Annotated in this window: 34 protein-coding genes; 30 read left to right on the top strand and 4 right to left on the bottom strand. The window is 59.8% G+C overall.

From position 1 onward, the window contains the following. The first annotated feature begins 6 nt into the window (after positions 1 to 6). From BM269_RS17030 to BM269_RS16915, 25 genes are all read left to right on the top strand, one after another. Entirely contained in the window at positions 7 to 240 is a 234-nt protein-coding gene (locus tag BM269_RS17030; protein WP_090439246.1) for a DUF6148 family protein, read from the top strand. Then, positions 240 to 1,820 carry a phage portal protein gene (locus BM269_RS17025; protein ID WP_090439243.1) on the top strand — a complete coding sequence of 527 codons (1,581 nt, stop codon included), beginning with the start codon at positions 240 to 242 and terminating at the stop codon, positions 1,818 to 1,820. Before BM269_RS17030 ends, BM269_RS17025 begins: the two co-directional genes overlap by 1 nt. 24 nt (positions 1,821 to 1,844) lie before the next feature. Further along, positions 1,845 to 3,260 (top strand): S49 family peptidase, encoded by a 1,416-nt coding sequence (locus BM269_RS17020; RefSeq protein WP_090439240.1) that lies wholly within the window; start codon positions 1,845 to 1,847, stop codon positions 3,258 to 3,260. A gap of 36 nt (positions 3,261 to 3,296) precedes the next feature. Next, entirely contained in the window at positions 3,297 to 3,671 is a 375-nt protein-coding gene (locus BM269_RS17015; protein ID WP_090439237.1) for a capsid cement protein, read from the top strand. Between the two features lie 54 nt (positions 3,672 to 3,725). Continuing rightward, the gene (locus tag BM269_RS17010; protein WP_090439234.1) at positions 3,726 to 4,658 is read left to right on the top strand and encodes a major capsid protein; all 933 of its coding nucleotides are present in this window, start codon (positions 3,726 to 3,728) and stop codon (positions 4,656 to 4,658) included. Positions 4,659 to 4,754: 96 nt separating this feature from the next. Then, positions 4,755 to 4,931, top strand: coding sequence for a hypothetical protein (locus BM269_RS29475; RefSeq protein WP_170860404.1), 177 nt, complete (start codon positions 4,755 to 4,757; stop codon positions 4,929 to 4,931). 11 nt (positions 4,932 to 4,942) lie between these two features. After that, positions 4,943 to 5,248 carry a head-tail joining protein gene (locus tag BM269_RS17005; protein WP_090439231.1) on the top strand — a complete coding sequence of 102 codons (306 nt, stop codon included), beginning with the start codon at positions 4,943 to 4,945 and terminating at the stop codon, positions 5,246 to 5,248. Continuing rightward, a complete protein-coding gene (locus tag BM269_RS17000) occupies positions 5,245 to 5,820 on the top strand; it encodes a hypothetical protein (RefSeq protein ID WP_139232766.1) in 576 nt (191 codons plus the stop codon). Before BM269_RS17005 ends, BM269_RS17000 begins: the two co-directional genes overlap by 4 nt. A gap of 17 nt (positions 5,821 to 5,837) precedes the next feature. Then, positions 5,838 to 6,026: a DUF2635 domain-containing protein gene (locus BM269_RS16995; protein ID WP_090439225.1), complete on the top strand. Its 189-nt coding sequence runs from the start codon at positions 5,838 to 5,840 to the stop codon at positions 6,024 to 6,026. Further along, complete coding sequence (locus BM269_RS16990) at positions 6,026 to 7,504, top strand: phage tail sheath C-terminal domain-containing protein (protein WP_229204684.1); 1,479 nt, start codon at positions 6,026 to 6,028, stop codon at positions 7,502 to 7,504. Before BM269_RS16995 ends, BM269_RS16990 begins: the two co-directional genes overlap by 1 nt. A gap of 54 nt (positions 7,505 to 7,558) precedes the next feature. Beyond that, complete coding sequence (locus BM269_RS16985; protein WP_090439219.1) at positions 7,559 to 7,918, top strand: phage tail tube protein; 360 nt, start codon at positions 7,559 to 7,561, stop codon at positions 7,916 to 7,918. After that, complete coding sequence (locus tag BM269_RS16980; protein ID WP_090439216.1) at positions 7,919 to 8,233, top strand: phage tail assembly protein; 315 nt, start codon at positions 7,919 to 7,921, stop codon at positions 8,231 to 8,233. A gap of 146 nt (positions 8,234 to 8,379) precedes the next feature. Beyond that, positions 8,380 to 10,251 (top strand): phage tail tape measure protein, encoded by a 1,872-nt coding sequence (locus BM269_RS16975; protein ID WP_090439214.1) that lies wholly within the window; start codon positions 8,380 to 8,382, stop codon positions 10,249 to 10,251. 43 nt (positions 10,252 to 10,294) lie between these two features. Further along, positions 10,295 to 11,443, top strand: coding sequence for a DNA circularization protein (locus tag BM269_RS16970; RefSeq protein ID WP_090439212.1), 1,149 nt, complete (start codon positions 10,295 to 10,297; stop codon positions 11,441 to 11,443). Then, a complete protein-coding gene (locus tag BM269_RS16965) occupies positions 11,443 to 12,627 on the top strand; it encodes a phage baseplate assembly protein (RefSeq protein ID WP_090439209.1) in 1,185 nt (394 codons plus the stop codon). The genes BM269_RS16970 and BM269_RS16965 overlap by 1 nt, the downstream gene beginning before the upstream one ends. Continuing rightward, positions 12,627 to 13,181, top strand: coding sequence for a phage baseplate assembly protein V (locus BM269_RS16960; RefSeq protein WP_090439205.1), 555 nt, complete (start codon positions 12,627 to 12,629; stop codon positions 13,179 to 13,181). The genes BM269_RS16965 and BM269_RS16960 overlap by 1 nt, the downstream gene beginning before the upstream one ends. Continuing rightward, complete coding sequence (locus tag BM269_RS16955) at positions 13,182 to 13,640, top strand: phage GP46 family protein (RefSeq protein ID WP_090439201.1); 459 nt, start codon at positions 13,182 to 13,184, stop codon at positions 13,638 to 13,640. Between the two features lies 1 nt (position 13,641). Then, positions 13,642 to 14,694 carry a baseplate J/gp47 family protein gene (locus BM269_RS16950; RefSeq protein WP_090439198.1) on the top strand — a complete coding sequence of 351 codons (1,053 nt, stop codon included), beginning with the start codon at positions 13,642 to 13,644 and terminating at the stop codon, positions 14,692 to 14,694. Next, complete coding sequence (locus tag BM269_RS16945; RefSeq protein WP_090439195.1) at positions 14,685 to 15,281, top strand: YmfQ family protein; 597 nt, start codon at positions 14,685 to 14,687, stop codon at positions 15,279 to 15,281. The genes BM269_RS16950 and BM269_RS16945 overlap by 10 nt, the downstream gene beginning before the upstream one ends. Further along, positions 15,278 to 16,126: a gp53-like domain-containing protein gene (locus tag BM269_RS16940; RefSeq protein WP_090439193.1), complete on the top strand. Its 849-nt coding sequence runs from the start codon at positions 15,278 to 15,280 to the stop codon at positions 16,124 to 16,126. The genes BM269_RS16945 and BM269_RS16940 overlap by 4 nt, the downstream gene beginning before the upstream one ends. 12 nt (positions 16,127 to 16,138) lie before the next feature. Next, a complete protein-coding gene (locus tag BM269_RS16935; protein ID WP_090439190.1) occupies positions 16,139 to 16,639 on the top strand; it encodes a hypothetical protein in 501 nt (166 codons plus the stop codon). A gap of 8 nt (positions 16,640 to 16,647) precedes the next feature. Then, entirely contained in the window at positions 16,648 to 17,034 is a 387-nt protein-coding gene (locus BM269_RS16930; RefSeq protein WP_170860403.1) for a hypothetical protein, read from the top strand. A gap of 88 nt (positions 17,035 to 17,122) precedes the next feature. After that, the gene (locus tag BM269_RS16925; RefSeq protein ID WP_090439185.1) at positions 17,123 to 17,548 is read left to right on the top strand and encodes a hypothetical protein; all 426 of its coding nucleotides are present in this window, start codon (positions 17,123 to 17,125) and stop codon (positions 17,546 to 17,548) included. After that, positions 17,548 to 18,015, top strand: coding sequence for a glycoside hydrolase family 73 protein (locus BM269_RS16920; RefSeq protein WP_090439182.1), 468 nt, complete (start codon positions 17,548 to 17,550; stop codon positions 18,013 to 18,015). Before BM269_RS16925 ends, BM269_RS16920 begins: the two co-directional genes overlap by 1 nt. Then, on the top strand, positions 18,012 to 18,536 hold the full coding sequence (locus BM269_RS16915; RefSeq protein ID WP_139232765.1) for a hypothetical protein: 525 nt from the start codon (positions 18,012 to 18,014) through the stop codon (positions 18,534 to 18,536). The genes BM269_RS16920 and BM269_RS16915 overlap by 4 nt, the downstream gene beginning before the upstream one ends. Positions 18,537 to 18,666: 130 nt before the next feature. Here BM269_RS16915 and BM269_RS16910 read toward each other — a convergent pair whose 3' ends face one another. From BM269_RS16910 to BM269_RS30165, 4 genes are all read right to left on the bottom strand, one after another. After that, a complete protein-coding gene (locus tag BM269_RS16910) occupies positions 18,667 to 19,149 on the bottom strand; it encodes a hypothetical protein (protein WP_090439176.1) in 483 nt (160 codons plus the stop codon). A 181-nt stretch (positions 19,150 to 19,330) separates the two neighbouring features. Continuing rightward, positions 19,331 to 19,945, bottom strand: a complete 615-nt coding sequence (locus BM269_RS16905; protein ID WP_211482711.1) for a hypothetical protein — start codon at positions 19,943 to 19,945, stop codon at positions 19,331 to 19,333. Positions 19,946 to 20,648: 703 nt separating this feature from the next. Continuing rightward, positions 20,649 to 21,398 (bottom strand): trypsin-like peptidase domain-containing protein, encoded by a 750-nt coding sequence (locus tag BM269_RS29095; protein ID WP_373994399.1) that lies wholly within the window; start codon positions 21,396 to 21,398, stop codon positions 20,649 to 20,651. Then, on the bottom strand, positions 21,395 to 21,445 hold the full coding sequence (locus BM269_RS30165; RefSeq protein ID WP_373994398.1) for a hypothetical protein: 51 nt from the start codon (positions 21,443 to 21,445) through the stop codon (positions 21,395 to 21,397). Before BM269_RS30165 ends, BM269_RS29095 begins: the two co-directional genes overlap by 4 nt. A 404-nt stretch (positions 21,446 to 21,849) precedes the next feature. Here BM269_RS30165 and BM269_RS16895 point away from each other — a divergent pair, with 404 nt between their 5' ends. From BM269_RS16895 to BM269_RS16875, 5 genes are read left to right on the top strand one after another with little or no spacing between them, the layout of a single operon-like run. After that, entirely contained in the window at positions 21,850 to 22,296 is a 447-nt protein-coding gene (locus BM269_RS16895; RefSeq protein WP_304443170.1) for a type IV pilin protein, read from the top strand. Next, positions 22,296 to 22,886: a GspH/FimT family pseudopilin gene (locus tag BM269_RS16890; RefSeq protein WP_090439167.1), complete on the top strand. Its 591-nt coding sequence runs from the start codon at positions 22,296 to 22,298 to the stop codon at positions 22,884 to 22,886. Before BM269_RS16895 ends, BM269_RS16890 begins: the two co-directional genes overlap by 1 nt. 11 nt (positions 22,887 to 22,897) lie before the next feature. Then, positions 22,898 to 23,266 carry a type IV pilus modification PilV family protein gene (locus BM269_RS16885; RefSeq protein WP_090439164.1) on the top strand — a complete coding sequence of 123 codons (369 nt, stop codon included), beginning with the start codon at positions 22,898 to 22,900 and terminating at the stop codon, positions 23,264 to 23,266. An 8-nt stretch (positions 23,267 to 23,274) separates the two neighbouring features. Beyond that, entirely contained in the window at positions 23,275 to 24,381 is a 1,107-nt protein-coding gene (locus tag BM269_RS16880; RefSeq protein WP_090439162.1) for a PilW family protein, read from the top strand. Then, the gene (locus BM269_RS16875) at positions 24,378 to 25,007 is read left to right on the top strand and encodes a pilus assembly PilX family protein (protein ID WP_139232763.1); all 630 of its coding nucleotides are present in this window, start codon (positions 24,378 to 24,380) and stop codon (positions 25,005 to 25,007) included. Before BM269_RS16880 ends, BM269_RS16875 begins: the two co-directional genes overlap by 4 nt. Positions 25,008 to 25,021: the final 14 nt, after the last annotated feature.

Genomic DNA, 25,021 nt, shown 5'->3' with positions numbered 1-25,021 from the left:
AGCACCATGGCAGGAATCACGTTACAACAAGCACAAGCACAACTTGATGCATGGCTGGCGGCAAGTGCGGCTACGGCGACGGGGCAGGAATATGCGATCGGTACGCGCAAGTTGCGGCGTGCCGATGCTGCTGAAATCCGGCAGCAGATCATCTTCTGGCAGAAGCAGGTGGCGCTCTTGAGTGCGACGCCGCGCAGCGGGCCGCGTGGCATGCGGATCAGTTATGGAGTGCCGCGCTGATGGCCCAGAAAATCAAAATCAACGTTCAGCCGAACATCGTTGACAAGGTCGTGACCTATTTCGATCCAGTCAAGGGTCAGCGGCGTATCCAGGCCCGGGCGCAAATGGCGCTGGCCGGCTCCTATATCGGCGCCGATAAATCGCGGCGCAGTTTCCGTAACTGGTTCACTTCCGGCAACAGCGCTGACGACGACCTGCTGCCGGACCTGCCGACGTTGCGGGAGCACTCGCGCGACCTGATGCGAAATGCGCCATTGGCGACCGGTGCCATCAACACCGTCGTCACAAACGTCGTTGGCACCGGCCTGGTGATGCAGTCCCACATTGATTCAAAATACCTGGGGCTGACGGAAGACCAGGCCGCAGAGTGGCAGCGGCAGACGGAACGAGAGTTCCGGCTTTGGGCTGAGAACCGTTTCGAGTGTGATGCAACGTCAACGCAGAACTTTTATGCGCAGCAGGAGCTGATGTTCCGGTCAGCCCTGGTCAACGGCGATGTCCTCAGCATCTTGCCGTCCAGGCAGCTGCCAGGCTGTGCATACGCGTTAAAGGTTCAAGTCGTCGAGGGTGACAGGCTGGCCACGCCACCTGACATGGTTGCGAGTACGAAGGTCTTCGGCGGCGTCGAGGTGGACGACTTCGGTGCAACGGTTGCTGTCCACGTGGCGAACCGGCACCCGAGCGCGTTGGCCAGGGTGCGGGGAACGATCAGCTACGACCGTATTCCTGTGCGCGGCGAACAGACCGGGCGGATCAACGTGATCCACCTGTTCAAGAGGCTACGCCCGGACCAGCGCCGCGGTGAACCATACCTGGCTCCCGTGATCGAACCGCTCAAGCAACTGGATCGCTATACCGAAGCCGAGATCATGGCGGCTGTGATCTCCGGCATGTTCACCGTGTTCGTCGAGCACTCAGCCGACGACGCGGCGCCGGTGCCGATCGAGAGCAGCGCACCAGGCAGTGCGCCGGAGCTCCAGCTCGCGTCCGGTGCGATCATCGATCTTGAGCAGGGCGCCAAGGTGAACACTGCAAACCCTGGACGGCCAAACGTGGCGTTCGACCCGTTCGTGATGGCCGTGTTGCGCCAGATCGGCGTCGCCCTGGAGCTGCCATTCGAAGTGCTGATCAAGCATTTCACTGCGAGCTACAGCGCCGCGCGCGCAGCATTGCTCGAAGCCTGGAAGTTCTTCAAGAACCGCCGCGTCTGGCTGGCCGACAACTTTTGCCAGCCCGTCTACGAGACCTGGCTGGCGGAGGCAGTGGCCAATGGCAGGATCGCGGCGCCCGGCTTCTTTGCAGATCCTGCCGTGCGGAAGGCCTGGTGCGGCGCCGTATGGCTGGGTGATGGCCCGGGTAGCCTCGATCCCCTTAAGGAGGTCAACGCGGCTGAGAAGCGCATCGATATCGGCATTACCACGCTCGCCGAGGAAACTGCGGCGTATGACGGTGGAGACTGGGAAGCAAAGCATGTGCAGCGCGTCAAGGAGCATAGGCTGCGCAGCGAGGCCGGATTGCTGAAGCAGCCATCCGGTGTTCCCGCACCACCAGATCCACCATCCGACAACACCGACGACTAGCCCGCTTATGCGGGCTTTATTTTTATGAAACTACTCGACATTCTCACCAGCGCGTGGGCCATCCAGCCTGAGAAGCTTCAGGAGATCCAGGCAATCTACGCGGCGCACTTCCGCGGCGAAAAGATCGATATCGAGGCGATCGAAGCCCGGCTAAGCCGTCCCCTCGCAAACGAGCAGCAGGAGTATGAGCTGCGCGAAGGCGGGGTGGCGGTGCTGGCAATCGACGGCGTCATCGCGCCGAAAGCGAACCTGTTCACACGCGTGAGCGGCGGCGCTTCGGCTCAGATGCTGACCAAACAGGTCGAATCGGCGATTGCCGACCCGCGCGTCCGCTCAATGGTCCTGGCGATTGATTCGCCTGGCGGCAGCGTCTTCGGTACTCCGGAACTGGCGGCGGCGATTCATGAGCTGTCGTCGGTCAAGCCGATCGTCGCAGTCAGCGAAGGGACCATGGCCAGTGCCGCATATTGGTTCGGCTCGGCGGCGAACGCGGTCTTTGTGAGCGGCCCGACGGTGCAGGTGGGAAGCATCGGTGTCGTGGCCACGCACGACTACAGCCCGCGCGCACCAGGTGCGTTGACGACCGAGATTACTGCTGGCCGCTACAAACGTATCGCCAGCAGTACTGCGCCATTGTCCGAAGAAGGTAAGGCGTACATGCAGGCGCAGGTTGACCACATTTATTCCGTGTTCGTCGACGCGGTCGCGGAACATCGCGGCGTGAAGGCGGACGACGTCCTCGAACACATGGCCGACGGCCGCGTGTTCATTGGCCGGCAGGCCATCGAAGCAGGGCTGGTGGACGGTGTTTCCACGGTCGATGCAACGGTGGAAAAGCTGGCCAGCAACCCTTCCCAGTTCTCCAAACGGCGTAAGGCCGTGTTTGCGCTGGGCGGGCTTTCCGTGGCAGGCGCCGGTGACGCGACCGGCCACGATTCAACTGAAACCGTGTTAAGCGCCGGTGATGCGCCGAACCACACCCCCACCGAAAAGGAAATTTCTATGCCAGATCCAACCATTTCGCGTGAGTCCCTGGAACGCGACCACGCAGCGCTGTTTGCGCAAATGCGATCCGAATTCATCACCGCCGGCGCCACCGCGGAACGTGAACGCATCCTGGGTATCGAGGCGCATTCGATGCCGGGCCACGAAGCGCTGATCGCTGCGCTCAAGGCTGACGGTAAGACCAACCCGGACCAGGCTGCCGCACAGGTACTCGCCGCCGAGAAGGGCAAGCTGAAGACCACCGCCGCCGCATTGGCTGCGGACGCACCGGCGCCAGTGCCTGCTGCTGCGGAACCAGTTCCCGCCGCCAAGCCGCAAGCCGGCGACATCGCCGCGCGGGCGAGCGCCATTGTCGCTGAAGCCAAGACCGCTGGCCGCGAAGTCTCGTTTGCTGCTGCCGCCGCGCAGGCTGCCCGCGAACTCGCCGCACAGTAAGCCGATCAACTGTTCAACACACAAGGATTACATACCATGCGAATCACCGGACTTATCGTCAACTACGTGGCGGAAGGTGCCCTGGCGAAGAACCGTATTGTCTGCTTCGGCGCCAGTGATGGTGCGGTCAAACAGGCAACCACCGTCAACGACACCATGATCGGCGTCACCGAAGGCTTTGCATATGCCGCCGGCGACCGCGCCGACATCGTGCGCACCGGCCTGGCTGATGTCGAGTATGGCGGCAACGTGACGCGCGGTCAGCCGCTGACAGCGGACGCGCAAGGTCGTGCGGTGGCCGCAGCGCCCGCCGCCGGCACCAACAATCGAATCATCGGCTATGCCGAAGTAAGCGGCGTCGCAGGCGACATCGGCAGCGTCCTCGTTGGTGCGGAATTGATCCAGGGCTAACTGCCTGGCCGATCCCGTTTCCGCCCCTATTACCCTATCCCTCAGGAGCAAAACATGAGTGCAGCAGCACCATATCCTATCAATGCAGCAGTAATCCAGGCGATCGTGATTGCCTATCGCAATGCCAAGATGATCGCCGACAGCGTCATGCCACGCGTTCTTGTCGGCGCGCAGGACTTCAAGTACATGCGCCAGAATATGGCAGACCAGTTCACCGTGCAGGAAACCCGTGTTGGCCGCAAGAGCGCGCCTAACCAGGTAGAAAGCGTAGGCGACCTGGTCCCGGCCACCGTGTTCGAATACGGCCTGGACGAGATCGTGCCGATCAACGACGTGCGTAACGCACCCGAAGGTGTTGACCCGGTGGCCAATGCCGCCGAATTCGTGATGAAGCTGGTCACGCTGGACCGTGAAGTGCGTGTCGCTGGCGCAGTCTTCAATCCGGCAAACCACGTGAACAAGACCACGCTGGCCGGCACCGCGCAGTGGTCCGATTATGCGAACTCGGACCCGATCAGTGCCATTCTGAACGCCCTGGACCTGTCGGTCATGCGTCCGAATGTGATGACGATCGGGCGCGCGGCATGGACGAAACTGATCCTGCACCCGAAAGTCATCGACTACGTCAACGGCAAGGGCGGCACTTCCGGTGGCGTCACCCGCCAGCAGCTGGCCGACGCGCTCGAGCTGGAGGAGATCCTGGTTGGCGAGGCTTTCGTCAATACCGCGAAAAAGGGGCAGGCCGCGGCGTATCAGCGCGCCTGGGGCAAACATTGCGCACTGACCTACCGCGAGGTGCCAACCGACGCGCAGCGCGCGACCACCTGGGGCTTTACTGCCGAATTCGGCGAGCGCATCGCCGATACGCAGTACAGCAAGGACTTCGGCGGCCTGGAAGGTGGCTACAAGACGCGCGCCGGCGAACGTGTGAACGAGATTATCAGCGCGCCGGACTTGTCGTACTTCTTCCAGAACGCCATCGCCTGACGGTTGTGTGCAGACGTCTGCACACCCGACCGTAGTAGATGGTCTTTACAACCAGAGAGCCTGCCGCGGTGGGCTCTTCCCTTTTCAAGGAATACCATGAAATTCAAAGTCAACTGGCAGCTGGATACGGGCGTCAAGCAGTACGAGGCGGGCGACACGGTCGACATGAAGGAAGCGGATGCCGCGCAGTTAGTCGCGTCCGGCGTGCTGACCCCGGCCGGCAAAGTCGTCGAACCAGGCGCTGATGGCGCTGGCGGCGCCGGTAACGAGTAAGCGAGATCTGTATGTTTGCTGAGAACATGTCGGTCTTCTTCAATATCGAAGAACACGCGGATGAAGCCACCAGGCTAATGCCAGACGGTTCGGTCCAGAAGGCGGCGGTAATCTTCGATCGACCCGATGCGCTCTTTGTCGGCGATATGGTGCAGGCCGCCAACGTGGAGATTCTGTATCCGGTCGGCTCGCTGGACGGCCTCGATCACGGCGACAAGCTGACCATCAATGCGCTGAACTGGAAGGTGACTTCGCTCCCTGAGCGGACCGAGGATGGCCGGATGATGAAGGCACAACTGAAGGAGGTGAATGCTTGAGCACTCAGCGCAAGTTGATCCGTCACGCTGTGCGGGATGTGCTTAATGCCGCGCCGTCGCTCTTTGGGCGCGTCAAGGCGTCGCGCATGTATCCCGTCGCGGCAAAGAATTGTCCAGTAGTGCTGGTTTACACGGAACGCGATCCGGCAACGAAGACCAACGACTTCATGCAAAAGCGCGAGCTGCAGCTGAAGATAGTCGTCATTGTCCAGGCGGACGTCGATGCCGATGACGCGCTCGACGATCTGTGCGAAGCGATTGAGGCACAGGTCGAAGCCCAGATGAACGGTGGCTCGGGGCCAGTTGGTCAGCTCGCCAATTTGGCAGAAAGCGCGCAGTACGTCGATACCGTCCTGTCCTACCAGGGCGACGATGGGCGTGCCGATTTCGTGCACGCGGAAATGCAATACAGCATTGCCTACTGCCACCATCCCGCGACGCAGTTTGACGACCTGGCGGAGGTGAGCGTGACGATCGACATGGCCAGCCCTCGTAACGACCCGCCCGATCCGCATACACCGGACGGCCAGGTGGATGCACGCGCGGACATCGTCTTCCCTGCGGTCTCTTAACACAATAGGAAATCTTTATGAAAATTATCACTATCCAGCCGGTGGAAGGCCGGCTGGTGCGCGACCCGGCAACCGGGCGCGAAGTCGACGGCCCGACGCAAGTCGACGGCGACGACGGATTCTGGATTCGCCGTATCGCAGACAGCGACGTGGCGATCGTCACCGGCACTGACGCCGCGCAGCCGGCGAAGAAGGGAGTGAAATAATGAGCATCGGTTTCAATCAGATCCCGGTCAATCTCCTGACTCCCGGCCAGTATGTCGAGTTCGACAATTCGAAAGCGAATAAGGGCCTGGTCTCGATGCCAAACCGCATCCTGATCCTGGCCCAGAAGGTTGCTGCAGGCACCGCAGCGGCGGACGTCCCGTTCCTGGCGACGCGCCTGGCGGACGTGCGCACGGCATGCGGTCGTGGCTCGCACGCGGCGCTGATGTTCGAGGCGTCCCAGGGCGTGACGGATGACGTCGAAACGACCATCGTGCCGCTGGCGGACAATGGCGCCGGAGTGGCGGCAAGCGGGACCGTCGTCGTCACCGGGGCACCGACCGAGGCGGGGCTGCTGAACCTGTACGTCGCTGGCGAGCTGGTCCAGGCGGCGGTTGCAGTGACGGACACCCCGACTACCATCGCCGCGGCCTTGGCTGCGGCAATCAACGCCAACCCGGATCTGCCGGTTGCCGCAGCGGCGGCCGTCGGTACAGTGACCGTCACAGCACGCAACAAGGGTACGCTCGGTAACGACATCGACCTGCGGCTGAACTACTACCCGCTGTCGCAGAAAACGCCGGCCGGGCTGAACGTCGCTATCACGGCGATGGCCAACGGCGCTGGCGATCCGGCGATTGCGACGGCACTCGCAAACCTGGGCGAGACGCAGTACAACACGGTGCTGCTCGGCCTGTCCGACGGCACCACGCTGCAGCTGCTCGAAACCGAGCTGACGTCGCGCTGGGGACCGCTGAAGCAGAACGATGGCCGCGCTCATACCGCGGTTCGCGGCACGGTCGGTTCGCTCAATACCTGGGCGAACGCGCGTAATAGCGAGCACGTGATCGCCTGGGCGGTGGAGCAGGGCGGATCGCCAATGCCGGTATGGAAGCATGCGGCGGTTTGGGGCACGATCTGCGCGTTCCACCTTGGCGGAATCGATCCGGCACGTCCCGTACAAACCCTGGTCGGCCCGGGCCTGCTGCCAGCTACGCAAGAGAAGCGTTTTACGCGTCCCGAACGCAACAACCTGCTCAGCTACGGTCTGGCAACGACCATCGCCGACGCCGGCGGCAACCTGATGGTGGAGCGCGCAGTAACGACCTACACCCAGAACGCGGGCGGCTTCGTCGACCCTAGCTACCGCGACGCGGAAACGATGTACACGCTGTCGTACCTGCGTTACAGCGTCCGTGCGCGGATCGCGCAGAAGTTCCCGCGCTATAAGCTGGCGAACGACGGCACTAACTTCGCCCCCGGCCAGGCGATCGTCACCCCGCGCACCATTCGCGGCGAAATGATTGCCCTGTTCCGCGATTGGGAAGAGGTTGGCCTGGTCGAGAACTTCGACCAGTTCAAGGCGGACCTGATCGTCGAGCGCAGTCCGACTGACGCCAATCGCGTCAACGTGCTGCTGCCTCCCGATCTGATCAACCAATTCCGCGTCTTCGCGGCGAAGCTGGAATTCCGGCTGTAAACCTCCCCCTTGTGGGCCAGCGTGACCGCTGGCCTATTTTTTTAAGGAAAGCACATGGCAGACAAGAAATTTACCGGTACGGCTTACATCAGCCTGAACGGCCGCCGCATCGGCACCGTGCCGGGCAGCGGAAAACTGAACCCGGGCGGCAGTGTACGCACGCCGATCATGATTGACGGCGGTGTAGCCGGCTATACCGAAAAGCCCCAGCACGCCGAGATCGAGTGCGAAATCGCGATGAGCGGCGACGTGGACATCATGGAAATCAATCGCGCCACGGACATGACCCTCATGTTCGAAACCGACAGCGGCCAGGCTTACGTGGTGCGCGGCGGCGCGGTGATGGAACCGGTCAAACACGAAGCCGAAAAGACCGCCGCGAAGTTCTTCGGCGCACCAGCGGAGGCCGTATAAATGGAAACCAAACCGAACTCGGCCAATATCGTGCGTCAGCAGACTGGCGAGGTGCGCGCGTTCTCGCTCGCCCATCCAGTCCGTCTCAAGGACGGCACCACCCTTGAAGTGCTGCATTTGCGTCGCCCGACTGGCGGCGAAATGCGCAACATCGAGGTCACCGGGCGCAAACCGTATGACCTGACGCTGCAGATCATCGAAGCGACCTGCGGGCTGACCCGCGCTGAAGCGGACTCGATCGATGGCGGTGACGTCACGGCGCTGATGGAGATTGTGCTGCCTTTTTTGGAAAGTGGCACTGGCGCGAAGCAGTAAAGCTGATCACCTGGGCGTTCCGTTGGACGCCTGACGTCGTTTGGGCGCTCGATACGGCAGATCTGGACTTCTGGGCGGACATCGCCAAAGAAAAATACGAGGCGATGAACAGAGCGTCATCGACTTCCTGAAGCAAGGAGGCACACATGACAAATCGTGCAGAAATCGTGATTACTGCGCTGGATAAAGCCAGCGCAGTAATCAATCGTATCTCGGATCGCCTGGATAACCTCGGCACCAAAAGCAACGTCGGGAAAGCCTGGGAACGCCTCGGAGAAACCGCCGGCATGGAGCGGGTCAGCGGAGCGCTGTCGAAGATCACCGGTAACCTGCAAGCAATTGCCGGGGTGGCGAGCGTGGCCGCAGGGGCGGTTGCCGGCGTCTTCTCGACGGCAGTGAACGCAGTCGACGACTTTGGCGATTCGATGGCCAACGCCGGCATCAAGGGCCAGCAGCTGGTGGAGATTAGCGCCTTGCGCGACTACCTTGGCCAGTTCGGCGTGTCGAGTGAGGATGCGTCCGCCGCCATGCTGAAACTGACCGGCAATATCAGCTCGGCTGTTGCCGGCAACAAAGAGGCGCTCGCAGCTTTCGCGGCCACCGGCGTTTCGATGGAGGACTTGAAGAAGAAGTCCCCGGTCGACGTGCTGACGAAGATGATGGACGTCTTCAGCCAGAGCGATAAGTCTGGCGCAAAGCTGAAAGTGCTGCAGGCGCTCGCTGGCAAGAGCTCAGTCAAGATGGCGGAAGGCCTGAGCCAGGGCGTCGAGAAATTTGAGGAGTACAAGCAGCAGGCCAAGGCGGCGTTGCTGACAGAAAAAGACTTCGAGGATGCTGGTAATGCCGCAGACAGCATGACCCGGATTACCGGCCTGATCGCGCGCGCGGCCCAGAAAATGGCAGCGGTGGCGGCGCCGAAGGTGCAAGCCTTCCTGGACCGGCGCGAGGCAGGCCTGCTCGAACTGATCCCTAAGCTGGTCGATTGGATGGATCGCTTCGTCAATTCGTTTGACGAAGAAAAGGTGATGGGCTTCTTCGAAGATGTCGGGGAAGTCGTCTCGGGTGTCACTGCAGCGTTCAAATGGCTAAGCGACAACACAAGTACGACCACGCGCGTCCTGCTGCTCCTGGCCGTAGCGTTCGCGCCAACGATCGCAGCCCTGTTCTCGATCGGCACCGTCGCCCTGCCGTTGGTCATAACCGGGCTGCAGGCGCTTGGCGCCGCTGCGCTGGCCAATCCGTTTGGACTGGTGATCGCTGCGATTGCCGCCGGTGTGTACCTGATTTACAAGAACTGGGATGGCATCGTCGAGTACTTCACAGGCGTATGGGGCCGGATCAAGGCTGTCTTTGAGGTGAACTTCTTTGACGGCCTGATACAGCTTTACCTCGAATCGTGGCAGGCCCTCGGCAACGGCATCATTGGCATTATCAAGAGCATCCCGCTGGTTCGGGATCTGGACATTGTCAAGAATATGCCGCAGCTGGAGTTTGCCACGAAGCGGGCGGCGGCAGTTACCGGAAACGCCACAGTGCCGCCGCCGGTGATCGCGAGCACCGCCGCCCGTGTGGCCCAGTCTTCGGCGATCGCAACGCAGGTGATGGCAACGAGCGAAAAGGCGTCGGTCCCCCCAGTCATCACGAACAGCACTGCTCGCCTGGTACAACCTGTCGCGGCCGCAACGCGGGCGGCAGCTTTCAACGATAGGGCGGCGCCGGCGCCAGCTGCCGCCGATTCCGCGAGGCTCTCGCAACTGGACGCTGCGGCAAGACGGACTGAAACGGCCGCTGGGCGGACTGGATCCGTCTCACCTACAGAAGCCATCCGCCAACCTGCCGCATTTGGGGGAGGACAGACGGCTGCGCAATCGATCCGTGGCGGTGGTGGCAAAACAGAGGTTGGTGGCCGCATTCAGCTTGAAATCCTTGGTGCACCAACGAAAGTGCGTCAGCTATCGAGCGTCAACAGCGCGGTGCCGATCGACGTCAGCGCCGGCCTGTACGGTATTGGCGGCTAGCCGGGCGGTGCGCAACCAGGCAACTTCATCTTTTGGATTTTCTATGACTTGGCGTGACCAATTGCAGCCAGCGTCCTTTCGCGGCGTACCGTTCGAAATGACTTCCACTAGCCTGACGGCTGGGCGGCGCCTTGCGCGACACGAGTACCCGCAGCGTGACGTGCCCTACCTGGAGGACATGGGACGGCGCGCACGTGAATATAAGGTCGAAGCCTACATCATTGGTCCAGGGTACATGTCAGGCCGTGACCAGCTGCTCGCCGCGGTCGAGGAGGAGGGGGCCGGGCAGTTCGTCAATCGTTACCATGGGACTAAGCTCGTTACGGTTGCCGAGTGCGAGCTGAGCGAGTCCAGTGAGTTTGGCGGTCTGGCGAAGTTCACGCTGCACTTTGTAGAGGCCGGCGAGCAGATCCAGCCGACCGCAGACATCGATTCGGACAGGGTGCTGTCGCAGGCTCAGTTCGACGCCTTTGCCGCCATCGAGGATGACTTCACGCAGCAATTCTCGATCGACGGTCTCCCGAGCTGGGGTGTAGACGACATCCTGGCCACAATTGAAGCGTTCCTGCAGCTTGACGACTTCAGGGCTTCTCCCGTCACCAAATCGGTGTCATCCAAATCGGCAACACTGATCGCGAAGCCCGCGTCGCTGGCTTCTGAGCTCGTCGCCCTGGTTCGCTCGCTTGATTATGTGACTGGAGTGCTGGATCAGCCTTACGCGCGCGCCGGCAGCGGCAGCGGTAGCGGTAGTGCTGGTGGTGCGTCCGTTCGAGGTGTCGTGCAGCGTCAACAGGCGGGTGTGACTGCATTGATCAAGCGCGCCGCGCTGGTTCAATACGCCGGCCTGGCGCCGAATACCAGCGTGTCCACCGCAGGCGAGGTCCAGGTGGTGCGCGCCGACATCCTGCGCGTTTTCGATGAACACGACTACGCGGTCGGCATCGCTCGGCCTTCCGCAGCAGTGGCCAGCTCGCTCAAGGTTGTGCGGACGTCTGCACTGGCGCACCTGTCCAGGCAGAACGCGGCGCTGCCGCGAACCTACTCGATGCAATTGGTCGAGCCGACGCCGGCGCTCGTCTTGTCCTACTCGCTGTATGGCACCTTGCGGGCCGGCGATATCGTCAAGCGCAATGCCGTGCGGCATCCTAGTTTTGTGCCTGCAGGCGTCCCACTCCAATTGGCGAGCGAGTAATGGAAGATCGAAACAAACTGACCCTGCACGTTGGTGGGCGCGTTTATGGTGGCTGGAAAAGTGTTTCGGTGCGGCACGGGATTGAGCAGATTGCCGGCACGTTCGACATCGCACTGACTGAGCGTTGGCCAGGCCAGCTCACCGAATGGGCTATTCCTGCAGGTGAGTTCTGCGAGGTACGGATCGGCAACCATGTGGTGATTAATGGCTTCGTCGATGCGGTGAACGTGTCGTATGACGCAAACGACCATCGCATCCAGGTCAAGGGGCGCGACCGCACCGGTGACCTCGTTGACTGTTCGGCGCCTAGCCAAGCGTTCTCGGGCCTTACGTTTAAGCAGATCGCAGACCGGCTCTGCTCGCCTTTCAGCGTCAAGGTGTACGACGAGACGACCAGTACAAAGAAGTTGACGGTCCAGCAGAAAAAGATCGGCAAGCAGGGTACGCCGCCAAACTCCGTTCGCGTCGAGGGTTGCCTGCCTAAATGTGCATGCCAGAACGGCGAGTCTGTTTTCAGAACGCTTGAGCGGATTGCGCGCAATGAAGGCGTGCTACTGGTTTCCGACCATGAGGGCGGCCTGCTGCTGACACGTGCGGGCCGGGCTGGCCGCATTGCAGTGCCGCTGGAGTTTGGCAAGAACATCCTGTCTGCGAACCTGGACGTCTCCCACGCGAACCTCTTTTCGGAAATCACCGTCAAGGGGCAGGCGAGCGCTCAGGACATCGATGACATCGGGAAGTTCGAATCCGTCATATCCAGCAAGACGACGGTTAAGCGTGCCGGTGGCGGCGCCAAGACTGGCAGCAGCCAGATCGCACGGTACCGTCCATTGATCGTGCTCTGCGAGTCGCAGGCCGACGCCGCGCGCATTCGCCAGCGCGCGGAATGGGAAGTCGGGAACAGGGAAGCTAAGTCCCGTAAATATGTCGCGACGGTGCAGGGGTGGTATCCCGATCAGGGTGTCGATGACATCTGGCGGATCAACAGCATGGTGCGGGTCGTCGACCCAATGAGCCGTATAGATGAGGACTGGTTGATTGCCGCGATTACCTTCAAGCTCGACGAAGGAGGGACGACCGCCGAGATCGAATTGACCAGCCCGAAGGCGTTCGACCAGTTGCCGGAGATCCCCCAGCCACAGGCAGGGGCAACGGAGTCGACAGGAAAATTTGAGAGGGTTTGATGTTTGATTCAATCGAGAAGATGACTGCCGGCGTGCGCGGCAGGGCGGCGCTGATGGTTGGGCGCTGCATTTTGAAAGCAGTTGGCGACGGCAAGGCCGTCCAGCTGGTGCAAACGCAGTTGCTAGCCGAAGAAGTGCACGACGACGTAGAGCGCATCCAGGAGTATGGCTTTACCAGCGTCCCAAAGCCTGGCGCGGAGGGCGTTGTCGTGTTCGTTGGCGGCAATCGTGACCATGGCCTTGTCATCGCTGTCGAAGACCGGCGCTTCCGGCTCAGGGCGTTGGAGTCTGGCGAAGTTGCACTCTATGACGACCAGGGCCAGAAAGTGCACCTGACCCGCTCAGGCATCGTGATTGATGGCGCAGGAAAGGACGTAACGATCGTGAACGCGCCAACAGTACACGTCCCGCAGGATCTGACCGTGGGGCGCGACATCATCGCGCAGCGTGACGTTATTGACCACGGCGCCAAGTCAATGGACGGCATGCGGCAGGTGTTCAACGCCCACCGTGGTCACAACTTCCCCGGCTCGACGCCAGATCAAGGAATGTAAATGGATATCCAAACTTTTTGGGATGCCGCCGGCGTGCGCGGCGATTGGCGGTTGGCCGCTGCCGGCCAACTATCGGCTGGTCAGGACCTGAAAACTGCAGCGCTCATTTCGTTGTTCACGTGGCGCCGCGCGCGTGCCGACGACACGCTACCGGATGCAGCTGGAGGACGCAAAGGATGGTGGGGGGACGCGATTACCCGCCGGCCAATCGGTTCTCGCCTTTGGTTGCTGCAGCGTGAAAAACAGACCCGCATCGTAGTCCAGCGCGCAAAGGAATACGCCGATGAGGCGCTCGCCTGGCTGGTTGAGGACAAGGTGTGCTCGAGTATTGAGGTCGTCGCTGAGATCGCAGGCCCGGGGGTCCTTGGGCTGCAATGTGGCTTCGTTCGAGAGGGCCGACCGAACCTGAAATTCCGGTTCGACTTTGCGTGGGCTAACCTGCAACTTGTAAATACCTGATATGCCATTTTCACGACCAGAACTCATTGAACTTCGCGACACGGCCTATGCCGATATCGAGCGGATTCCTGGCGCCGATGCCAGGCTAGCGTTCGGCAACTTAAACGTACTGGCACACATCCTCGCCGGTGCGACCGATGGCCTGTATGGCTATGTTGAATGGCTGAGCCGTCAACTGCTGCCTGACACTGCCGAGGAGGAGTACCTCGATCGGCATGCGTCAATTTGGCTCGAAGATGGCCGAAAGCCAGCCAAAGGGTCTTCCGGTGGCGTAATCGTGGAGGGGCAGGCCGGCGTCACTGTGCCAGTCGGTACCCAGTTCGTCCGCAGCGACGGCGTGCAGTTTGCGTCCACGAGCGAAGTCACGCTGGTCGCGTTGGCAGCGACCGTGCCGGTCGATGCGATGACGGCCGGCGTCGTGACAAATACCGCGGCAGGCGCGAAGCTCACGCTTGTCTCCCCGATCGCCGGCCTATCGAGTCAGGCGACGGTCGACCCTGCCGGCTTGGTCGACGGGTCCGATATCGAAAAGGATAGCCAGCTTCGCGGCAGGATCCTGCAGCGAATTCAGGAGCCGCCACAGGGCGGGAGCAGTTCCGATTACGTAAAGTGGGCGAAGGAAGTGCCAGGTGTGACGCGCGCCTGGGTTTCGCCTCTTGAGATGGGCGCGGGCACCATCACGTTACGCTTGGTGCGTGATGGGGACTTGTCCCCGATTCCTGATCCGCCTGAGATCAGCGTGGTGCAAGCGTATATAGACGCCCGTAGGCCGGTGACGGCGGAGCTGTATGTCGTCGCTCCTGTCGCTGTGCCAGTTTTGTTCCAGATCCAGCTCACGCCCGGCTCCGCAAGCGTGAAAGCGGCAGTCGAGGCCGAGCTGCGCGATCTGATCCTGCGCGAGTCGGCGCCCGGGCGGACGCTCCTCATCAGCCACGTCCGCGAAGCGATCAGCATCGCCACTGGTGAAGAGGACCATGTGCTTGTCGCACCGGTGGCCAATGTCCTACATGCCATCGGTGAAATGGCGACGTTCGGAGGCATCACGTGGATCTGACAAAAGAAGATTACCGGCGGCACCTGATGCAGTTGTTACCTGAGGGTCCGGTCTGGCCGCGCGACCTGGATACCTTCATGGCAAAGGTGCTTGGCGCTGCAGCAGAGAGCTTTGCCCGCGCCGACAACAGCGCGGTTTCGCTGGTCCGGGAATTCGATCCTCGCGAGTCCAGCCAGTTGCTGGAGGACTGGGAGCGCAACGTAGGGCTACCAGACGAGTGCCTGTCGCCAGCGACAAACGTTGCTGAGCGAAGGCGAAGAGTACATCAAAAGTTAGCCAGGCAAGGCGGTCAGTCGACCGCCTTTTTTGTTTCCCTGCTGGCGTCGATGGGCTATCCCGGTTGCTCCATCACCGAGTTCCGTCCATTTCGAGCTAGCAGCAAATGCAACGCTGGTCTGAACCAAGGCGGCTGGCGCTACGCCTGGCGCGTCAACGTACCGGTGGCAGCCAATGTGAAGCTTTTAAACGTGAACGGCCGTGCGAACGAACCGCTTGCGTCGTGGGGCGATGCCGGCCTTGCGTGCCTGCTGGCGAAGTACAAGCCGGGTCACACGATTGTCTACATTTCTTACGGAGAGGACGTATGAAGCGAATTTCGACGTCGACCAAATCGGTCGATAAATTTGGTGCGGGAAAGCACGGTTTTACAAACGGCAACGCTGTTGCTGGCATCCCTGCGACGGACCTGGAGGATAGTTGGTTTGATCACGTGCAAGAGGAAATTTGCGCCGTTATCGAAGCGGGCGGCCTCGCATTGGACGGGACGAATCGGGCGCAATTGCTTGCGGTGTTACGTTCATCATTCGGTAGCTTTTCCGGCTACTCGAATATTCCAGCCTCCCGAGCCCTGACGGCAGCGGACATCGGCCAAGCGCTCTGGTTGGGCGGGGCAGGCATTGTCCTGACACTGCCAACGCCAGCTAGCCTGGGTGTACAGGTCGGTAAAGCAGTTACCGTCTTCGGCAACGCATACACCGGATCAATTGCCGCTGGTGCGGGGGCAAATATCAACTACACGTCGAACAACGACGGCGCCATCACCATCGCGTCGGGACAGACCGCTACTTTTGTTGCGGTGACGGGGTCGACCTGGCAGGTTGTTCACTCCACTGCTGCAATGGAAAAGAACGCCGACTTTGCGGGGCTTATCGGAGTCAACGGCTGGCGGCGTCAGCCAGGCGGAAAGATTACCCAGGAGGGGTCAGGGGTCACCGACGCGAACGGGAAGCTGACGATCACCTTCCCGACTTCGTTTATTAATTCCGGGGTGTCCTACAAGATCGTTGCGATGCACTCGGGTGCCGGCGCTGCAATTGTCATTGAGATCAGCACGAGCCGGTCTCTGTCCGGAACAGTCCTCCAAGCTTTCTCGTTTAGTGGCGCACCGCTTGGCGCCGGCAACACCATCGAATGGATCGCAACTGGTTACTAAGGAAACTTCACCATGAACAAATTTTCACCAAGCACCAGGGGCTTCTACGATGCCCTGCTGGTCGAGGACTACATTGCTGCGGGCGTGCTCCCTGCCGACGCGACCGATGTCTCGCCGGAAGATGAACAAATCATCCGCGAGGCATTGGTGCGTGGCGATGCGGTTTCCATCGATATTCATGGCGCATGGACGGTTACGCCGGCGCCGCGCGTGCCATTTGCCGAACTGTCGGCTCCGTTCCTCGCCGAGGTGCGCACAACGCGCGAGTTCATTCTCAACCGCCTTGCCGGTATCGGTATGGCGGCAATGATCGATGGAGACACGGCTACCGCTGGTGCCATTGCCCAGATACGGCAGCGGCTGCTCGACATTACCGAGGCACCTTCGGTGCTGGCGGCCATCGCCGCCGAGAACCTGGGCGGGCTGGAGGAAGCGGTCAAGCTGCGCTACAAGGAAATCGCTGCGGCCGTTCCGCTGGCCGTGCGTAATGCGTTCAACCAGGTGTCCCAATGAGCGCCGTCTTGTCTTTGCTGTTGATCGCGCTGCAGGTGATCGCTTTGGGCCTTGCCTCGTTCGCCCTGTTGTGGGTTCTGTACCTGGCGGTCATGAACCTGCAGCGCGCCCGCGACGCTGGCACGCTGTCCCCTACCGCGCGCTTCTTGGGTACGGTGCTCCTGTATATCGGCCTGGTTGCGGACTTCCTAGTCAATGTGGCGCCGGTGTCCGTGTTGTTCTTGGAGCCGCCACGCGAATACCTGGTCACACAGCGCCTTACCCGCCATGCGAACACCGTCGGAGGTTGGCGCAAGCGTTTGGCTCTGTGGTTCGCCAAGAACCTGCTGGACCCATTCGATCCGAGCGGCCAGCACGTCCGCATCGATGTCGAGCACCGGCCCGATCGCAACTGATGCTCGTATGGTGCGGGGCCGATATATGGCCTCGCTATTTGGTGATCACACACCATCAATTTGTCCTAAAACTTCAATGAAAGAGAACATGTCAATCGAAACCACTGCCGGCGGTGCCCTCATCAAGATTTTCGGCGTACCGGTCCTGGCCGGCGCCGCTGCAACCGGACTGGCCTTTTTGTTTCTGTGGCCAAGGTCGCTCAAGGAGGCAGCTGTCCGCTTTGCCTGCACGCTGCTCGCCTCCGCAGTCGCAGGGCCGTTCCTCGTGATTGCTGTCCACAGCTGGTGGCCGACGTTGTTCGCGTCCGCCGGTCAAATGGCGGGCCTGAATGGTCTTCCACCCGAGGTAGGCATCCTGTTTGTTTCTGCACCGATTCTCGTCCTGGCTGGCCTCCCGGCCTGGTGGATCCTGGGTGCCCTGGTGCTTTGGTTCGATCGCCGCCGTGGAAAGGATCTGGCCGAGATCGCACACGATGCTGCTGCAGCGGTCAAAGATGTGAGGGGGGCCTTCTGATGTCACCAGCAGAATTCATCGAGCAGTTGCTGCCGGCCGCGCAGGCCTGCCATCGCACTACAGGTATCCCTGCCAGCTTTACCCTGGCCCAGGCCGCGCTGGAGTCGAGCTGGGGAGCACGCGCTCCAGGCTTCAACCTTTTCGGGGTCAAACCTGGCCCGGCCTGGAAGGGGGCGGTCGTCCTGGTCGACACTCACGAATTCATCAGCGGGACTCGCACGCCGGTCAAGTGCACCTTCCGCGCATACGAAAGCTGGCAGCGCTGTATGCAGGACCATGCTGACTTCTTCCGTCAGAACCCGCGCTATCGGAACTGCTTTGTAGAGAAGACGGGGGAGGGCTGGGCCCGCGCTGCGGCGGCAGCTGGCTATGCGACAGACCCGGCCTACGCGGACAAGCTGATCGCGATCATGCGGGGCCGGAATCTGGCTCGCTATGACGCGTTGCCGGCTAAGGTGCCGACATGATGGCGACACTTGAACGCCTGCGAGGCGTGATCCTGCCAGCGTGGTTCAAGTGGGTGGCGATTGCCGCCCTATGCGCTGTTGCGTACGGAGTCGGGCGGCTGCAAGAGGCGCGCCGTGGCGCTGAAGCGATGTCTGACTACATGTCGGCGCAGGCTGCACGGAAGGTGGCGATCGATCGTGCGCAATCCAAAGTGATCGTGGAAACGGAAATCAAGTACCGCGACCGCATCCAAAAAATCTACCTGAAAGGAGACGTAATTGAAAAGCAAGTGCCGGTCTATGTCACTGCATCTGATAACGCTGAGTGCCGTATTAATGCTGGCTTCGTGCGGTCATATAACGCCGCCTGGTCAGGTGAGCCTTCCGGACCTCCCGCAAGCTCTGACCATGACCCCGCCGGAGTTTCGCTATCTGAAGTCGGAGAAACCGACGCCTTCAATGCAGCAGCCTGCCTGGCGTGGCGGGAACTAGCGGTAGGATTAAAAGAGCATTACCAGAGGCAGCAAGGGCTATTGAAATGATGCGGAGACGTCTGAACACAAAGACGTTCAAGTAGAACAGACAGAGCGCCTGGGTTTGCTGCATCAACAGCAAGCCCAGGCCTCGACTAGGTGGGTCAGTTGTGAACCGAGCAAGGCGCTGGATTCTGGATTAAATTAGCTCAGCCCCTGGAATCAGTCTCGAAACGATCTGCATCGCCTCATATACGCGTCGACGCTGCTCTGAAAACCACTCATCGGACATAAGTGTGTTGAACGAGACTTCGACACTACCGTTTACGGGCCTAGTGAATTTAATCAACCTCATTGTGTCTTCATCTATGTTCGCCGAAACGCGACCGTGTGCTAGCGCATCTCGTAGTTCATTCAAGTCGGGATCGACCTGATCTGCAATCCCCCGACGAGTCAGCTCTACATTAACGTCGTTGATGAGTTTTCTTAGGGATGCATAACTTGTGATATCACTCTCCGATAGAGCTGTCCCGACTGGCTGGGCATAGATATTAACGCCATAAGCCAATCCAGTAGGGCGAGCGTTTGGCCGGCTATGAAGAAATAGGCGCAGCGTAAGCTCAAGCGAATGAAGGTTGACGATCAGCTTGCCAAGATTGAGCGCATGGTTATCGTTAGTCATGGTTTCTTATGAGATGTCCGACAGTTATTCAATGGGTGCTACAGACCTCTGTTAGATTCCAGAAAAAGCTGGCACTCTTAGTGCAGACGTATGCATATCGAAAACGGTCTGCGCTCTGACGCCAGAAAGCCAGCGAGCGACTTGGAATTGGAACAGGTAGCTCGCATAATCGAAGTCTTTGCTAAAAAGTGCTGACAGCTCTGTAGCCGATTCGAAATCCATCAAGTGCCTCCGTAGCGGAAGATACATCCCATCCTAGGAAGCTGAGGAACCGCTTGCCTGGACCGTCACCAAGATTGATAAATGGATGGGCACTAAAGCCAGTTCTTGTGCAAATGCCGATTTGCAAGTGGCCTCCGACGTCCGGTTGCACTTCCCGTCGTACCATTTCAGCCAGCGTAGTCATTACGCCAGGGTCTGGGTGAGATTTAGACAGCTCTTCATTAAGTTTCAGAAATCCGGCTGTTCCACTGCCTATTGCATAGCACAGGTCGGGAACAATTGGTATCTCCGCGAATTGCATTTGGAATGTGCCGGATTCGAGGCTTGGTGCGATGGAAAATGCTTTATACCTGTTAGCTATCGGGCAAAATCCGAAAATCATTCCTTCAAAGAAATAGGTGCTCTGACTATCTGTCGCGCCCAAGCGTGATGACATGTCAACTATGTAATGGTTCCCTATCACCTGAAACAGCTTCGCAACGCCTTCAACACTAATCGGCTTTTCTGCGCCCCTGGTTGCGGCGAGATTCTGTGTACAAGCGGTAGCCAAAGCGTGGGTGCTGATTGCCGCCAAGGTTGAGCCTGAGAAAGCGAAGCCAAAGCTATTGCTGTTATAAGGTCTCCAATCTTGCCCATGTACATGTCCATGACATAGGACTGGGACAGGCAGGATTTTCGGCCCATTGTCTGTGGCGGTGCTTGCCCCACGCGAGATCCTGGTGTCGGCAGCGCACCGCAGCTCGTCAGACTTCTCGCCATACCACAACACGACTATCGTCATAATTTCCTTTTCCGAACCGTAGCAACGCACATTTCAGTTGTCAATCAGTCTATCAGCAGATGAACAATTAAGGGACGGGCAAACCGCTTTGCGATATACTGTATGCATGTACAGTAATATCAAACAACTTCGACGGAACGGCGTTCGCTTAGAGCGCGACTCGGACATAGGGCCGGGGACCTTCGGGATGGTGGAGTTGGTTCATAGCAATGGCTTTATCCGTCTAATTGTGACGGAGTGGGGAAACCATTCGCCCAACAATAGGAGGCTTCCGGATCTATGGGATGTAAAGTGTCACAACCTCCACGGGAACGCTATGCGCTGGGTTGGATATCAGCGCGAGCACCGGAATGCGCCTACTTACTTCCAAGAGTGGCTCATCACGTTCATCTCTGAGTATCCGCCGCGAGAAGTGATTGCCGGCCAGCGGTCATTGAGCTCGGGGAGCCAGTGAGTCTCGGCATCGTAGATCGTACATTCACAGCAAGCGAAGCCATTAAAGGGAATGCTTAAATGCAAAGATTGGTTTGGCGGCCTGGATGCGATCGCCGACTCGTCGCAGACTTGTGATTAATTCGAACACAGCTTCGGCCTTCCAGACTTTGCCTAAATCGGACTCCGCATTGATTCGACCACTGTAAATGCCCATGAATCTAGCGACCGGCCCATCAAATGCTGCTGTAGCTCCACTTTCCAATGCGGCCATACCCCCAGAAGAGACGATAAAAACAGGAGATCCCGATTGTCCTTGCCGAGTTCTGCAATCAATCAGGAAGATGGGCAAGTTATCGTAATTTACGCAAGGTTCCGAAGCGATAAAACCAGTTGCCCATATCGCAAAGTTAAAGCCGGCTGACAAGCCAAAAGGGAAGCCTATGACACTAACGTTTGATGCGGGTCTTGCCATAAGTGCATGTTCGGGTCGTCCTGTTGTGATCGGCATCAGGGCCACACCAACTATTCCAGTCAGAGGCAAGGCAACAAAATCAGCCTTTCCCCCTAAGCGAGGATGCTCAACCCAAAGCGGAACGTCGTCCTTGTACAGCGGTTCAACTATCTGAACCGTTTGTCCAATAGACCCTAACTTGTTGTGCCTGATCAGTAATTCGTCGGGCACGGCGCCCGTTTGCGGCGACAGCAGCACTCCAGTGTCGTTATTTCGCCCGGTCACATTGTGCCGGTTAGTCATCAGAGCTGGCCCGACTGGTGTATCAACAACGAAGCCGGTTCCCGTTGACAGCGTCATCCCTCGAAACCGCATTTCGAGCAAGAGCGCCTGGCAGGAAAGTTCATTGATCGCGAGCACTGGATCCCTTAAATCTGCTGTCAAGAATAAAGCTTTCGGCGTAACTTTTGGCGTAACTTGGCGATTCATTTGGCATCGCTACATAGGGAAAACACTCTGCTGCATCATCGGCGTCACTTTTTCGGCCGGGCTGTTCTTCACGGCGTCTGGATTGATTTCGGAGGGGAGGGTGGTCATTTGTCGGAATTTCGTTCGGGCGTTGCGCCGGGCGCGGGGAAACGTTGCATTTTACCCCAGGGGGCGGCTATGCGGCGACCGTGCCTTCTCATAGATAAAGCGCTCTAATGATGCTTCCTGGCAACGAATTGTGCGAGACTTCTTTCCCAAATGCAGTTAAACTTCCGGCAAATTATTTTTCGGCAATACTAATATTGCTGGTAAAGGAACACTTGTGAAACAAATATTCGAACGTCGCAGCAGTGGTTTTACCTTGATTGAACTGATGGTGACCATCGCCATCATCGCCATCCTGGCGTCGGTGGCGTTGCCATCCTATAAGGACTATGTCATCCGAGGCCACATTCCCCAAGCCACCAACGGCCTGGCGGACATGCGCATCAAAATGGAGCAGTTCTTCCAGGACAACCGCACTTATGCCGGCGCCTGCGACAAGGGCCAGCCTGTGGCACCGTCCGCCAACCCCGACTTCACTTTCACTTGCGATATCCCCGCCAATGGCATGAGCTATGGCCTGAAAGCCGAAGGCAAGGGCCCGATGGCAGGTTTCACCTACGAGGTGAACGAAAGCAATGTGAAAAAGACCTCGGCCGTGCCGACCGCCGCCGGCTGGACCAAGTCCGACACCTGCTGGATCACCGGTAAGGGTGGGCGCTGCTGATGCGTAAGCAACGTGGTGTGAACCTGATCGAGCTGATGATCGCCGTCAGCGTCCTGGGCATCCTGCTGGCGCTTGCCATGCCGAATTTCTCGCGCATGGTGCAGGATGCACAGAACCGGACTGCCGCAGAGTCCGTCCTGAACGGCCTGCAGCTGGCGCGGACCGAAGCCTTGCGCCGCAATACGCCAGTGCGCTTCAGCCTGACCGACAAGGAAGGCAAGGTGGCCTGGACGGTTGGTTGTGTGAACCCCAATATCTGCTCAGCCTCGATCCAGGAGCGCACGCCGGAAGAAGGCGGCGGCAATGCCCGGCTCGGCGTCAGCAAGGTGGCCCTGCCCAAGCCGCTGAAGGCGGACACGTTTGCCAGCGCGCTGGCAGCCGGCGCCGGCCTGGATGAACCGGGCGTTGTCACGTTCGACAGCTTTGGACGGGTTTCCGCGGCCGCCGGCACTGAAGTCAACCGCGTCGACGTCACCAACGCCAAGACCACCGACGCACGCCGTTACGTGGTGACCGTCGGTGCAGGCGGGCAGGTGCGCATGTGCGACCCCAATAGCAAACTTAACGGCACGCCCCAGGGCTGTACTTAAGGAGTATTCCCATGATTCGCAATTTAAAACCTGGCAGCCAGGATGGCGTCGTATTGCTTGAAGCGCTGGCGGCCATCCTGATTTTCTCGTTTGGCATCCTGGCCTTTTTGTGGATGCAAGCCTCGGCCACGCGCCAGGTCACCGATTCCAAATATCGCCTGGAGGCCAGCTTTGCGGCCAACCAGCTGCTGGGCGACATGTGGGTACACCCCAATAATCTGAGCACCTATGCCACCAAAAACGAGGCCGTCCCTGGCCTGCCGAACGGCAAGCGCACGGTGGTGGTCAACGGCAACCAAGTCACGGTCACCATCAATTGGCAGCTGCCAGGCGAGACCAAGGCTCATCGCTACGAAGCAGTAGCCCTGATCAACGGTTGAGGAAATATATGCACAGCTCACAAAAAGGCTTTACGCTGATCGAGGTGATGGTAGGCCTGGTCATCGGCATGCTTGGCACACTGATCGTGGCGCAGGCATTTACCAATAACGAAGCGCGCAAGCGCGCTACCACCAGCAGCGCGGACGCCCAGGCAAACGGCGCTATCGCACTGTATATGTTGGAGCGCGATACCAAGGCGGCAGGCTGGGGCATGGCTGCCGGCCCGAATTCCTATTCCGGCTGCATCAAGACTTATGCCTACTGCGACAAGAGCGCCTCCTGCGGCGGCGTGGAAGGGCCGCTGGCCGACGTCAACTTCGCGCCGCTGCTGATCAAGGATGGCGGCAGCAAGCCCGACACCTTGACCATCCAGTATTTCGCCGACCCCAACCTGTCCTCGGCCTTGCCGTCCGGCTCGACCACCGTGCGCAAGAAAATGCCGCTGCCGTCGTCCGAGCTGGACGTCGCCAATCCGGCGGCCTGTTCGGAAGGCGACCTGGCCCTGGTATCGCAGGCCGGCAACTGCACCGTGATGAAAATCACCGAAGTCCAGGACAAGGCGTCGAGGCTGCAGCACAACGCAGGCGTGCATGGCGAATACAACCCGCCGGCGGGCACTGCTGCCGATTGGCCGAAATACCAGCCAGGCGCCAACGTCACGTGTTTCAAGCCGGCCAGCAACGGCCCGGTTTTCCGCAAGGTTTATTCCGTCAATTCGGCAACGCATGACCTCGAACGTAGCGACAACTCGCTGAATCCTGCAGTCGTCAACGAGCTCGTCATGTCCGAAGTGATTGACTTGCAGGCCCAATACGGCGTAGCGCCGGTAGACAGCCAGACCATCAACGCTTGGGTCAGCGCTGCGGATGCCGGCTGGGACAATCCGACGCCGGCAAGCTGGTCGCGCATCAAGGCCATTCGCGTGGCGCTGGTCACCCGTTCCAGCCAGTATGAAAAGCCGCCGGCTGGCGAGAGTTGCAAGGCGACCACCTCGCTGAAGTCCAGCTGGGCTGCAATCAAAACTGACAACTACCCAAGCGATTGGGGCTGCTATCGCTACCAGGTGTATGAGACCGTCATCCCCCTGCGTAACGTAATCTGGGGGCGCATATGAAATCGGTAGTCAAAGTAGGGGAGCGCCGCCGGCAGCAGGGTGTGGCACTGGTAATGGCGCTGATTGTGCTGGTGGCCATGACCTTGGCCGGCTTGGCCATGATGCGTTCGGTCGACACGTCGTCCCTGATCGCGGGCAACCTGGCGTTCAAGCAAAGTGCCGCCATCAGCGCCGACGCCGGCGTGGAAGCTGCGATCGCGTGGGTGCATGGAAACCCGGGCGGGCTCGATGCTGACGCTGGCGGCAATGGCTATTCGGCCAGCAGCCAGGCGGCGCTTGACCTGACCGGCAACGACACCGCGGAAGCCAACGATGACCTGGACTGGAGCGACAAGGGCGTGGTGGCCCAGCTTCCGGTTGATACGGCTGGCAACCAGGTGTCTTACGTCATCCACCGCATGTGCGATGTGGCAGGCGAATTCGATCCCGCCAAGTGTTCTACCGCGCCGTCGGGGGCGGCGCCTATTGGCGACAACAGTATCGGCATTTTGAAGCCCATGCTGACTTACCAGCCGCTGAACGGCAACTCCCTGGCCGGCTCCACGGTCGCCCTTTACCGTATCACGGTGCGGGTGGTTGGCCCGCGTTCCAATGTCAGTTTCGTACAGGCGGTTATTTCACAATGAGTATGCGAGACCTA

It is taken from the genome of Duganella sp. CF458, assembly GCF_900113115.1.
In the GTDB taxonomy this organism is placed as follows: Bacteria; Pseudomonadota; Gammaproteobacteria; order Burkholderiales; family Burkholderiaceae_D; genus Rugamonas.
Note: the sequence above shows the minus strand (reverse complement) of the source record. Positions and strands in the feature narration are given on the sequence as shown.

Bases quoted from the DNA above. Each gene is read 5' to 3' on its own strand.
- BM269_RS17020 (WP_090439240.1), top strand. From the start codon at position 1,845: ATGAAACTACTCGACATTCTCACCAGCGCGTGGGCCATCCAGCCTGAG.
- BM269_RS16925 (WP_090439185.1), top strand. From the start codon at position 17,123: ATGTCAATCGAAACCACTGCCGGCGGTGCCCTCATCAAGATTTTCGGC.
- BM269_RS16910 (WP_090439176.1), bottom strand. From the start codon at position 19,149: ATGACTAACGATAACCATGCGCTCAATCTTGGCAAGCTGATCGTCAAC.
- BM269_RS16995 (WP_090439225.1), top strand. From the start codon at position 5,838: ATGAAAATTATCACTATCCAGCCGGTGGAAGGCCGGCTGGTGCGCGAC.
- BM269_RS16960 (WP_090439205.1), top strand. From the start codon at position 12,627: ATGTTTGATTCAATCGAGAAGATGACTGCCGGCGTGCGCGGCAGGGCG.
- BM269_RS16940 (WP_090439193.1), top strand. From the start codon at position 15,278: ATGAAGCGAATTTCGACGTCGACCAAATCGGTCGATAAATTTGGTGCG.
- BM269_RS17025 (WP_090439243.1), top strand. From the start codon at position 240: ATGGCCCAGAAAATCAAAATCAACGTTCAGCCGAACATCGTTGACAAG.
- BM269_RS16970 (WP_090439212.1), top strand. From the start codon at position 10,295: ATGACTTGGCGTGACCAATTGCAGCCAGCGTCCTTTCGCGGCGTACCG.
- BM269_RS16965 (WP_090439209.1), top strand. From the start codon at position 11,443: ATGGAAGATCGAAACAAACTGACCCTGCACGTTGGTGGGCGCGTTTAT.
- BM269_RS16980 (WP_090439216.1), top strand. From the start codon at position 7,919: ATGGAAACCAAACCGAACTCGGCCAATATCGTGCGTCAGCAGACTGGC.
- BM269_RS16880 (WP_090439162.1), top strand. From the start codon at position 23,275: ATGCACAGCTCACAAAAAGGCTTTACGCTGATCGAGGTGATGGTAGGC.
- BM269_RS16985 (WP_090439219.1), top strand. From the start codon at position 7,559: ATGGCAGACAAGAAATTTACCGGTACGGCTTACATCAGCCTGAACGGC.
- BM269_RS16955 (WP_090439201.1), top strand. From the start codon at position 13,182: ATGGATATCCAAACTTTTTGGGATGCCGCCGGCGTGCGCGGCGATTGG.
- BM269_RS17005 (WP_090439231.1), top strand. From the start codon at position 4,943: ATGTTTGCTGAGAACATGTCGGTCTTCTTCAATATCGAAGAACACGCG.
- BM269_RS16990 (WP_229204684.1), top strand. From the start codon at position 6,026: ATGAGCATCGGTTTCAATCAGATCCCGGTCAATCTCCTGACTCCCGGC.
- BM269_RS16885 (WP_090439164.1), top strand. From the start codon at position 22,898: ATGATTCGCAATTTAAAACCTGGCAGCCAGGATGGCGTCGTATTGCTT.
- BM269_RS16875 (WP_139232763.1), top strand. From the start codon at position 24,378: ATGAAATCGGTAGTCAAAGTAGGGGAGCGCCGCCGGCAGCAGGGTGTG.
- BM269_RS29475 (WP_170860404.1), top strand. From the start codon at position 4,755: ATGAAATTCAAAGTCAACTGGCAGCTGGATACGGGCGTCAAGCAGTAC.
- BM269_RS17015 (WP_090439237.1), top strand. From the start codon at position 3,297: ATGCGAATCACCGGACTTATCGTCAACTACGTGGCGGAAGGTGCCCTG.
- BM269_RS17010 (WP_090439234.1), top strand. From the start codon at position 3,726: ATGAGTGCAGCAGCACCATATCCTATCAATGCAGCAGTAATCCAGGCG.
- BM269_RS16975 (WP_090439214.1), top strand. From the start codon at position 8,380: ATGACAAATCGTGCAGAAATCGTGATTACTGCGCTGGATAAAGCCAGC.
- BM269_RS16920 (WP_090439182.1), top strand. From the start codon at position 17,548: ATGTCACCAGCAGAATTCATCGAGCAGTTGCTGCCGGCCGCGCAGGCC.
- BM269_RS16915 (WP_139232765.1), top strand. From the start codon at position 18,012: ATGATGGCGACACTTGAACGCCTGCGAGGCGTGATCCTGCCAGCGTGG.
- BM269_RS17030 (WP_090439246.1), top strand. From the start codon at position 7: ATGGCAGGAATCACGTTACAACAAGCACAAGCACAACTTGATGCATGG.
- BM269_RS16890 (WP_090439167.1), top strand. From the start codon at position 22,296: ATGCGTAAGCAACGTGGTGTGAACCTGATCGAGCTGATGATCGCCGTC.
- BM269_RS29095 (WP_373994399.1), bottom strand. From the start codon at position 21,398: ATGACGCTGTCAACGGGAACCGGCTTCGTTGTTGATACACCAGTCGGG.
- BM269_RS16935 (WP_090439190.1), top strand. From the start codon at position 16,139: ATGAACAAATTTTCACCAAGCACCAGGGGCTTCTACGATGCCCTGCTG.
- BM269_RS16950 (WP_090439198.1), top strand. From the start codon at position 13,642: ATGCCATTTTCACGACCAGAACTCATTGAACTTCGCGACACGGCCTAT.